The organism is Tepidibacillus infernus (genome assembly GCF_048898065.1).
GTDB classification, from domain to species: domain Bacteria; phylum Bacillota; class Bacilli; order Tepidibacillales; family Tepidibacillaceae; genus Tepidibacillus_B; species Tepidibacillus_B infernus.
This window is the reverse complement of the sequence record NZ_JBLWFI010000002.1, coordinates 216799-226554: the sequence shown is the minus strand read 5'-3', so window position 1 is coordinate 226554 and position 9756 is coordinate 216799. Positions and strand designations below refer to the sequence as shown.

9 protein-coding genes are annotated in these 9756 nt (G+C 35.8%); 3 read left to right on the top strand and 6 right to left on the bottom strand.

Going from position 1 to position 9756, the window contains the following annotated elements; genetic code table 11:
- Positions 1-28 precede the first annotated feature (28 nt).
- The 3 genes from TEPIDINF_RS13470 (at position 29) to TEPIDINF_RS13460 (ending at position 3306) form a co-directional block, all read left to right on the top strand.
- Positions 29-1396, top strand: a complete 1368-nt coding sequence (locus tag TEPIDINF_RS13470; protein WP_421692331.1) for an alanine/glycine:cation symporter family protein — start codon at positions 29-31, stop codon at positions 1394-1396.
- A 287-nt stretch (positions 1397-1683) separates the two neighbouring features.
- On the top strand, positions 1684-2313 hold the full coding sequence (locus TEPIDINF_RS13465) for a hypothetical protein (protein ID WP_421692309.1): 630 nt from the start codon (positions 1684-1686) through the stop codon (positions 2311-2313).
- A 69-nt stretch (positions 2314-2382) separates the two neighbouring features.
- Positions 2383-3306 (top strand): AEC family transporter, encoded by a 924-nt coding sequence (locus TEPIDINF_RS13460; protein WP_068722505.1) that lies wholly within the window; start codon positions 2383-2385, stop codon positions 3304-3306.
- A gap of 66 nt (positions 3307-3372) precedes the next feature.
- On the opposite strand, the gene TEPIDINF_RS13455 is transcribed toward TEPIDINF_RS13460, so the two are convergent.
- The 6 genes from TEPIDINF_RS13455 to TEPIDINF_RS13430 form a co-directional block, all read right to left on the bottom strand.
- Positions 3373-4296, bottom strand: coding sequence for a fumarylacetoacetate hydrolase family protein (locus tag TEPIDINF_RS13455; RefSeq protein ID WP_069801101.1), 924 nt, complete (start codon positions 4294-4296; stop codon positions 3373-3375).
- 172 nt (positions 4297-4468) lie between these two features.
- Entirely contained in the window at positions 4469-5770 is a 1302-nt protein-coding gene (locus TEPIDINF_RS13450; protein WP_421692308.1) for a (Fe-S)-binding protein, read from the bottom strand.
- Positions 5767-7173: an FAD-binding oxidoreductase gene (locus TEPIDINF_RS13445; protein WP_421692307.1), complete on the bottom strand. Its 1407-nt coding sequence runs from the start codon at positions 7171-7173 to the stop codon at positions 5767-5769. The genes TEPIDINF_RS13450 and TEPIDINF_RS13445 overlap by 4 nt, the downstream gene beginning before the upstream one ends.
- Positions 7174-7237: 64 nt before the next feature.
- Complete coding sequence (locus TEPIDINF_RS13440) at positions 7238-8503, bottom strand: nickel pincer cofactor-dependent isomerase, group 22 (protein ID WP_421692306.1); 1266 nt, start codon at positions 8501-8503, stop codon at positions 7238-7240.
- Positions 8504-8584: 81 nt separating this feature from the next.
- A complete protein-coding gene (locus TEPIDINF_RS13435; protein WP_421692305.1) occupies positions 8585-8809 on the bottom strand; it encodes a hypothetical protein in 225 nt (74 codons plus the stop codon).
- Positions 8810-8943: 134 nt separating this feature from the next.
- Complete coding sequence (locus TEPIDINF_RS13430; RefSeq protein ID WP_421692304.1) at positions 8944-9639, bottom strand: FadR/GntR family transcriptional regulator; 696 nt, start codon at positions 9637-9639, stop codon at positions 8944-8946.
- Positions 9640-9756: the final 117 nt, after the last annotated feature.

Sequence of the window (9756 nt, the reverse complement as noted above, 5' to 3'; positions counted from 1 at the left end):
TATAAAAATTATTTTGAGAGGTGATGTTATGTTAAAAGACTTAATTGGCACACTCGGTGACATTGTCTGGGGTCCTCCGATGTTGATTCTTCTTGTCGGAACTGGTATTTTTCTTTCTCTTCGTTTAAAATTCATGCAATTTTCTCAATTACCTTATGCCCTAAAACTTGCTTTCTCTAAAAATCAAGATGATCAATCAGAGGGAGATATTTCCCACTTTGCCGCATTAATGACCGCTTTAGCTGCTACGATTGGCACAGGTAACATTGCTGGTGTAGCAACAGCTGTTATCTTTGGTGGACCTGGAGCTGTCTTTTGGATGTGGGTCACAGCGATCTTTGGTATGGCAACCAAGTATGCAGAAGCCATTCTTGCAGTAAAATATCGGACAATTGATGCAAGAGGTGAGATGGCTGGCGGACCAATGTACTATATCGAGAAAGGCTTAGGCTGGAAATGGTTAGGTGTACTATTTGCGCTATTTGCTTCCTTTGCTGCATTTGGTATTGGTAATATGGTTCAATCTAACTCTGTTGCTTTAGCTGTTCAAGAAAGCACAGGATTAACTCCTTGGATTACTGGAATTATTCTTATGATTTTTACTGGCTTAGTTCTTTTAGGTGGTATCAAAAGTATTGGTAAAGTTACCTCTTATCTCGTTCCATTCATGGCTGTTTTTTATGTTTTAGGAGGATTAATTATTATTTTCTTAAATCTTGACAAGGTGCCAGGTGCTCTTGGCCTTATTTTCGGAAATGCTTTTACGGGCCAAGCTGCTGTAGGTGGTGCTCTTGGAGCTGTTATTCGTTACGGAGTGGCAAGAGGAGTTTTCTCTAATGAGGCTGGATTGGGATCAGCACCAATTGCTGCGGCTGCAGCAAAAACAGATATGCCAGGTCGTCAGGCACTTGTATCGATGACAGGGACCTTCTTAGATACGATTGTTGTTGCAAGTATAACAGGGATTGTACTTGTTATGAGTGGTCTATATGCCGGGGTTGATTTAAGTAACCCTCAAGCTGCTGAACTTACTGTTAGAGCCTTTGAGCAATTCTTACCCAATATAGGTCAATGGATTGTTTCCATCGGAATTATTTTATTTGCTTATTCCACGATTCTTGGTTGGGCTTATTATGGTGAGAAGAGTTTCGAATATCTATTTGGTGCAAAATCTGTATTTTTCTATCGTTTGGTTTTCACCATTGCAGTCTTTATTGGAACCACCTTTGAATTAAAAACTGTTTGGGATATTGCTGACGTGCTAAATGGAATGATGGCTGTTCCAAACTTAATTGGTCTTCTAGGCTTATCTGGTATTGTCGTAGCGGAAACAAAACGTTTCCAAGAGCAACGTAGATTAGAACTAGAAAAGCAAACCTCCACTTTTTCAGGTTAATTTAATTTACTTTCAGGTCTAGAAAAATAAGGGGATGGAGTAAGTAAGAGAAAGTTTAAAGAGGTGCATTTCCCCAATAGGAATGCACCTGTTTCTTTTCACTCTACCATATCTGGTGATAAAACATAGGCATAAACTAATTTTGCAGTCTGCTCCAATGACCGTATTTACAGGAATATTGGACTGATAAAATCCCCCACCTCAACTTTTACTAAATATCATATCAGAATGAAGTTTTTGTCATATTATGTTAAAATTAAGGATAGAAAAGAAAAGAGGGGATTTGCATGAATATACAGGAAATTGAAAAAAGAATCAATGAAACAAAAGAACTTACTTCTTCAGAAATACATCTGCTTTGGAAGAAATCCTTAGAAGATAGTAATCAAGCAAAAGATCAGTTGAAGTTTTATTATATGAAATCATTGTTACGAATTAAACCGTTATATGCTCATATAGAAGATCATGTTTTTTATACGACACTCGAGCAATCCGTAACAAAAGCATTAGAGCGTGGACTGAAATTTCGTGTAGAAGATTATAAAGCCTATATGAATCTTGCAAGCCAAACCTATTTTAAATATTTTTTACAGCCTAAAACAGAATCATTACATGTTCCATCCCTATTGTACCAAGCCTTTTTGAGACTAGAAGGGATTTTTGCTAAAGTTCCTTTACTACAGCAACAAAATGAACAAAAACAAATTGAGCTATTATCGAAAGGGTTTGAATACTCGATCTTCTCTACTCGTCTTCTTTATTATAGCTATTTAAAATGGAAACAGAATCAGCTTAGACAAGTAGATATAGATTTAACTGTCTCACTACTTCCTGCACCTCAACGTGTTGAATGGGAAATCTTTTATGAAAAAAGTTTAGAAGAGGTGGAGAAAACCATTCTAACTGAATTGAAATAAGTGAACTTCTTTGGAGGCGCTTAGAGGTTTCGTGGTAACTGTTCAACTGAATAGAAAAGAGGTCAAACGATGCATGAATTTTTTACCATTCTTGTCGATATCATTTTACCAGTTTTTATATTAATTTCTTTAGGCTTTTGGTTGCATCGGAAATTTCAACTAGATTTATATACATTAGCGAAAATTAATATTTATTATCTAGTTCCATCTATTATCTTTACTAAGCTATATAATGTTGAATTCTCACTATATTTATTTTTACAGATATTTCTCTTTTTTGTTCTTCAAATAGCTTTTTTGTATTTTCTGACTTGGCTAGTAAATAAAATCTTTCATCATGAAAAAGGTTTGGGAACGGCGTTTTCCAATAGTGTCATTTTTTATAATTCTGGAAACTATGGGGTTCCAGTTAATGATTTAGTATTTCGGCATGATACTTTTGCAATGAGTATACAAGTTATTGTTTTAACACTACAAAATATCTTTACTTTTTCATATGGAGTATTTGCTTTACAGTCAGTAAACGGTAGAAATCTTAAAACGATTTTAAGTTACTTTAAAATGCCAGTCTTTTACGCTATGGCATTAGGAATTTTATTTAATGTTTTAAATATACAGGTCCCATCCTTTGTGTTGGTTCCAGTTAACTATATATCAGATGCTTTAATAGCGATTGCATTGTTAACATTAGGTGCGCAGGTTGCTAATTTGAAAATACAATATATTAATCTAACTATCTTTTTTAGTCTTTTTTTCCGCTTATTAGTCGGACCAGCTATATCATTTGTCATAATTTGGTTGTTTCATATTGAAGGGATAATGGCTCAAGCGATGATATTATCCGCATCAATGCCCACAGCAGTAAATAGTGCAATTATTGCTCAGGAATATAACAATGAACCTGAATATGCGGCACAGGTCGTATTACTTAGTACTTTATTTAGTTCATTAACAGTTACGATGGTAATCTATTTAGTAAGATTATTTTTGTGAAAAAAATGATACTCTTAATCCAAATGTACAGGGTTAAACACAATAACCCCAAAATGGGGTTATACTCTATAATCTATTACTGGATTCTATAATCTTATTCCGTAACCATCCTAAACCTTCCACGTGTATTTCAACAATATCATTAGCTTTTAAATATCGTGGAGGGGTGAATCCCTCTCCAACACCCGCTGGCGTTCCGGTTGCAATTACATCTCCCGGCTCAAGAGTTGTTCCCTGTGAGATAGTTGAAATGATTGTTGGGATGTCAAAAATAAGTTGTTCGGTATTAGCTGACTGACGAACTTCACCATTAACACGGGTTTCAATATGTAAATTATTAGGGTCTATTATTAAAGATTTATAGGCAATAAATGGTCCCATAGGACAAGCCGTATCCAAACTTTTTCCTAAAAAGAATTGCTTGTGACGTTTTTGTAAATCACGTGCTGTAATGTCATTGATCATTGTATAACCAAAAACATAATCAAATGCTTCTTCCTTGGATATTTTACTTCCCTTTTTCCCAATAACAACAGCTAATTCACCTTCATAATCTAATGCACTCGTGATGTCTGAATGATTCCATATATCTGCAAAAGGACCATTAACGGAAGTGGCTGCTTTTGTAAATACCATTGGATGTTTTGGTATTTCATCAGCAGAGCCCATTTCCAAAGCATGGGCGGCATAGTTTTTACCTAAGCAGAATATATTCTTTGGCGGGCGAGGAATTGGAGCCAGCAATGTAACCTCTTCAGAATTTAGCTGATATACCCAATTCCTATTTTCTTGTAGTTCTACCCATTCTAACAATTCATTTACATCTTTAATAAAACTATCTCCAAGTGTTATCGCCTCTATCATAGAGGTTGGTAAAAGTTTAACCTCTTTAGCTGATTGAGCTCTCTGCAAATCAATCACTTCTGTAACTTCCTCATTAACGACTCCTAGTTTTGTTTCTTGCCCTAGTTGAAAAGTTACAAATCTCATTTTCTCCCCATTTCCTTTCTTAATAAATTTATATTTTTTATTATTATCATTGTATAACCTTCTAGTCTTTATAAAAGATGAAAGCTTAATACCAACCTCCGCTTAAAGAAATATCTAATCTTTAAATAAAAAGCTGCTACTTCAAACGTGAATACGTAAAGTGACGAATAGTTCACATGATTCCACTTGACTCAGCTAATAGCTCTACTAAATGGACGACTCTTACCTTTTGTTGGAGCCCTTGGTCGATCACGCCTTTTTGCATTTGAATCAAGCATCCTGGATTTGTTGTGATGATTGTTGAGGCATGGGTCTCTTTTACTGTATCCATTTTTAAGTTTAAGATTTTCATTGATTCCTCATAATGGATTAAATTATAGATCCCGCCTGATCCACAACACATGTTGGGTCTTTTCATTTCTACTAATTTTAGACCAGGAATTTGTTTAATCAGTTCTAAAGGTTCCTCTTTTATTTTTTGGACATTTGTCATATGACAAGAACGTTGATAAGTAACAATTTCGTTCACTTGTTTTTTTAACGGGAGAGGACTCGCTTCCACCAAGACTTGACTAATATCCCTAACTTTTGCTACAAAACGCTTTGCCTTTTCAGCATAGTCGGGATCATCGGTAAGTAATTGATCGTACTCAATGAGTGCCGCACCACACCCTCCAGCATTATTTACAATATAATCAATGTCTAGTTTTTCAAATACATCAATATTTTGTTTTGCTAATGCAATCGCCTGCTCATGGCCACCTGAGTGAGCATGTAAAGCCCCACAACAGGTTTGATTTTCAGGAATGACAACTTCAATATTCGCTAGCTTCATCAACTCTACAGTATAATGATTAATCCGCTGGTAGATTCCTTGCATAATACATCCTTGAAAAAAGGCAACTTTTATCTTTGGCTTCTGACTTGTGTTTTTAAGCGTACTTTCTTTTTTCCTATTATGATTGGATGGTAATATTGGTAATGTACGTTCATACTCACCTAAATGGTAAGGTAATAAATCTATTATTTTTGTAGTGTGAGCCATTTTTTGTAAACCTGTTTTTTGATATAACCAAATTAGATTACCTAAAGAAACCATAACCTTCTGTTTGGGAAAAACGTGTTTAAATAAGATATTTCGAATGATCCGAACAGAGGGTTTATAGGTCTTATGTTTTTCTAAAACTTTCTTTGCAGAATCAAGAATCCTTTCATACTGTACTCCAGTTGGGCAAGCTGTTTCACAGGCTCGACAACCAACACATAGTTCTAATGGTTCTCTAATTTGATTAATATCTTTGATTTTCCCTTCTGCCACCATTTTGACGAGATTGATTCTTCCCCGAGGAGAGTGGGTTTCTTTCTCCATTGTTAGATACGTAGGGCAAACAGGTAAACAATAACCGCATTGGACACAGGCATTGGTTAAATCATAGCGTAAATCCTGTTGGAGTTGATTAAGTAGTGTACTCATTCACTTAACACCAACTTCTGACCTGGTTCAGGGAAAATTTTTCCAGGGTTTAAGATATTATTGGGATCCCATGCTTTTTTAATGCGTTTCATCATCTCTAAACCCTCTTCACCTAATTCCATTTTCATGAAGGGAGCCTTCATTATTCCAATTCCATGTTCTCCTGAGAGTGTCCCTCCAAGTTCAATTGTAGCGCGAAAAATTTCTTCTACGGCCTTTTCTACCCGTTTCATTTCTTCTTTATCTAGCTTATTGGCAATAATATTTGGATGTAGATTACCATCACCAGCATGACCAAAAATCACAAGATGAAGCTGATATTTTTCTTTAATTTCTTTTAACCGTTTAAACATCTCTGGAATTTTGCTTCTTGGAACTGTTGCATCCTCGGAAATTTTCGTCGGTTTAATTTTTACAATTGCTGGAGAAACCAGTTTCCTCGCTCGCCACAGTTCTTCCCGTTCTTCTTTGGTGGTGGCGATTTTCACTTCTCTCGCTCCTAATTGACTACAAATTTCTTTTACTTTTTCGATTTCATCTTTCATTGCTAAAGGGTGCCCGTCTACTTCTATAAGGAGAATCGCTTCTGCGTCACGGGGAAGGCCTACAGGTTCATAGTCTTCAACAGCTTGAATGGATGCATGATCCATTAATTCTAATTTGGAAGGTAAAATACCACTTGTTAATATTTTCGAAATCGCTCGACCTGAATCGACAATATCGTTAAAAATGACCATTGCTGTTTCCGTCGCTGGTGGTTTGGGAATTAATCGTAAGATCGCTTCGGTAATAATACCAAGTGTACCTTCTGAACCAACAATCAACTTGGTTAAATCGTACCCAGTAACGTTTTTCACCGTTTTCCCACCTGTACGAATTACTTTTCCTTCAGGGGTTACCACTTCAAGTCCAATCACATAATCTTTGGTTACTCCATATTTTAATCCCTTTGGACCACCCGAATTTTCTGCAAGGTTTCCTCCAATCGTAGAAACATGGGAACTACTTGGATCAGGTGGGTACATCAAACCATATTGTTCAGCTACTTTATGAATGTCTGCGGTTAAGACTCCTGGTGAGACGATTGCTACTAGATTATCTGGATCGATAATCAGGGTTTGGTTCATTTTCGATAAATCAAGAACAAGCCCCCCTTTGACTGGCAGAGACCCACCACTTAAACCCGTCGATTGTCCTCGAGGGTAAATAGGAAGCTTCTCTTGATTGGCTAATTGGACGAGACGAACAATTTCATCTTTACTTTTCGGCTGCACAACGATATCTGGTAGATAAGTACCGAAAGAACCATCATAAGAATAACTATATAAATCAGAGATATCGGTCATGACTCTTTTCGGATCGGGTATTAATCTCTTAATCTTCTCTATTACTCTATTTTCCATTATTATCCCCTCCCAAATTACCTTGCACACGGAAAGCTTTCACACCACTACTTACTTATAGCCCTTAATTTAAAGTGAGCGAATTGGTTTCATCAAATTTTATATTTAGGGGACCTTCTAGTAATTCAAAATTTTTTTCTCCTTGCAAAGTTTGAAATATTGCTTCCGAAACCCATAATTCATCAATTTGTAAGGTGTTTTTGATGATAGCTATTTTTAAATTTGATAAATCATCTCGTTTTAATACTTTTTCAATCCCCTCAAATAATGTCTTATCATCTGGGAAAGTCATAGGTATTGCAGCTCTAGTAACAAAACCGCTTGTCATGCAATTTAGATAGGTTGCCTGTTTATCGATTTTTCTCACTAACTTTTCTGTTGTAAAATCAGCTAAACCAATACCAGTTGCATTCCCATGAGATTCTTCAGATAAATCTAAAACAGCAAGATAGCGGATATTCATGTGAGTAGGTTCAGGTACTCCTTCGATCCGAAGTCTACCAATGACATTCGTATCCATTCCTGTACCGCTGTAGTTCTTGCCCATCTGTAAAATAATGGCTAAATCAATATCTTTTACTGGAAGTTTAGGCATATAGGATTTTGCTTGAATTAGTATTTGTTTTTCCATATCAAAGATTTCCATTTTCTTCATACCTTGGATCAGTGCCGTCTGTTCCAATGCATTTTCAACGATTGCAATGGCACCAAGAATAGGAGCTTTTCGAAGAACTTGTTTTGTAATGGCTGGGATGGAAGTAGCTAAATGTTCAGCTCCTAAAGCATGCACAATACTTGCTCCTTTTGCCCTTCCCATTCCTACTGCCATCATTTTTAAACATCCACTTTCATAAGCACCTGTAAATGATGTATGTGGTTTTACACGGTTGATAACAAGAATCCCATCTGCTTCATAAGCTTCCTTAGCAATATAAACAGGTAATTCTATGATTTCGTCTTCTGTGGTTCCAATTTGAATCACATCTGAAGAAGCAACGACTGGGCAACCAACTACCTCCTCTGTAATTCCTAAACTATCCAAAATAGCTATTTGTCCTTTACCTGTACCCCCACCGTGGCTGCCCATGGCAGAAAAAAGAAATGGCCGGTAGCCCAAAGTTTTGAGTCTTTGGACTACCGTTTGTAAAATCGTAACTATATTCGCAATGCCACGGCTTCCAGCCGTAATAGCAACCCTAGACCCTTTAGGTAAATGATTGTTCATTAAGATATAATCCATTTGCTTCAATACTTCAGCTTCTATATCGTGAATAACCGGTTGATTGTTAAAAGATTGTTTTATTTTATAAAGGGATGGCCATTTTCCCATTTTTCGTACTCCTATACTTATTTCTGATTTTTATTTCTTTCTTTTTAAGTAAAATCACAAGAGCTGACAACAAATTTTCTATCAATTTAATAATTTGCCTTTCGTCTCGGGTAATAATAGCACTGATAAAACTCCTAATAGAAATGCTGCAGAAGTAACCCAAAATGCTGTGCCCAACCCAAATGTTAGAGCTAGTGTTCCTACAACGAAAGGAGCAAAAGCACAAAAACCGCGTCCAATATTATAAACAAACCCTTGGGCGATCGCTCTAATTTTTGTTGGATAAAGCCATGTTAACATTACCAATAATAAGTTCTTGAATATTTTTTACAGCGTCTCCAGCTAATAAGTCAAACATAATAATATACCTTTTTGGTTTGAAGGTTAGGTGTCCAGACCACTTAATCATTTTTAATTGACATATATTTTATCCCTCCCCTTTAATTAAACCTCGACTTCACATGTTCTAAATGATCCCACATCTTTTTACTAGCAAGATTTGGATCTTTTGCGACAATCGCATCATATATCTCTTTATGTTCATTTAAAATTTGTTGACTTCTACCTGGGATTTTTAAAGACTCTTGCCTACTTTTATTTAGCCCTTGGATAAAATAATCATCGATAAGATAAATCATCTGCATAAGCATATGATTTTTACTCGCTTGAACTACTGCACGATGAAATTCGTAATCTTCTTTTGCAGCAACTTTATTATCTATTACCGCATTTTCTAGAGTAGATAACGCTTTCTTTATCTTTGTTAAATCTTCTGAAGTGGCTCTTTGGGCTGCCAAATAAGCAGCTTGTGATTCAATCCCTTGTCTTACTTCTAAAATTTCCCCCAATTGTATTCCATAATTAAACAGTAAAATATTCATCTTGTTTAATAGTTGATTAATCTGATCTTCAACCAAAAAAACGCCAATTCCCGTTTTGATTTCTACCATTCCATAATATTCCATAACACTAAGGGCTTCTCTGACTGCAGAACGAGAAACATTTAGTAATTTGGCCATTTCCCTTTCTGAAGGTAATTTATCCCCTGGCTTTAATTGCCCAGATTCAATGGAAGATTTTATTCTTTCAATAACAATTTGATAAACTCTTTTCTTTTTAATCGGCTCAAAAATCATAAAAACTCTCCTAAGAAATGCTTAATTTCTTCCCTATCTTTATTATTGGATCAATCATTAGGTGTCCTGACCACCTACACTGTTATATTTTATTTTATATTCTGAAAATTATTTTTT

Bases quoted from the DNA above. Each gene is read 5' to 3' on its own strand.
- TEPIDINF_RS13470 (WP_421692331.1), top strand. From the start codon at position 29: ATGTTAAAAGACTTAATTGGCACACTCGGTGACATTGTCTGGGGTCCT.
- TEPIDINF_RS13465 (WP_421692309.1), top strand. From the start codon at position 1,684: ATGAATATACAGGAAATTGAAAAAAGAATCAATGAAACAAAAGAACTT.
- TEPIDINF_RS13460 (WP_068722505.1), top strand. From the start codon at position 2,383: ATGCATGAATTTTTTACCATTCTTGTCGATATCATTTTACCAGTTTTT.
- TEPIDINF_RS13455 (WP_069801101.1), bottom strand. From the start codon at position 4,296: ATGAGATTTGTAACTTTTCAACTAGGGCAAGAAACAAAACTAGGAGTC.
- TEPIDINF_RS13450 (WP_421692308.1), bottom strand. From the start codon at position 5,770: ATGAGTACACTACTTAATCAACTCCAACAGGATTTACGCTATGATTTA.
- TEPIDINF_RS13445 (WP_421692307.1), bottom strand. From the start codon at position 7,173: ATGGAAAATAGAGTAATAGAGAAGATTAAGAGATTAATACCCGATCCG.
- TEPIDINF_RS13440 (WP_421692306.1), bottom strand. From the start codon at position 8,503: ATGGGAAAATGGCCATCCCTTTATAAAATAAAACAATCTTTTAACAAT.
- TEPIDINF_RS13430 (WP_421692304.1), bottom strand. From the start codon at position 9,639: ATGATTTTTGAGCCGATTAAAAAGAAAAGAGTTTATCAAATTGTTATT.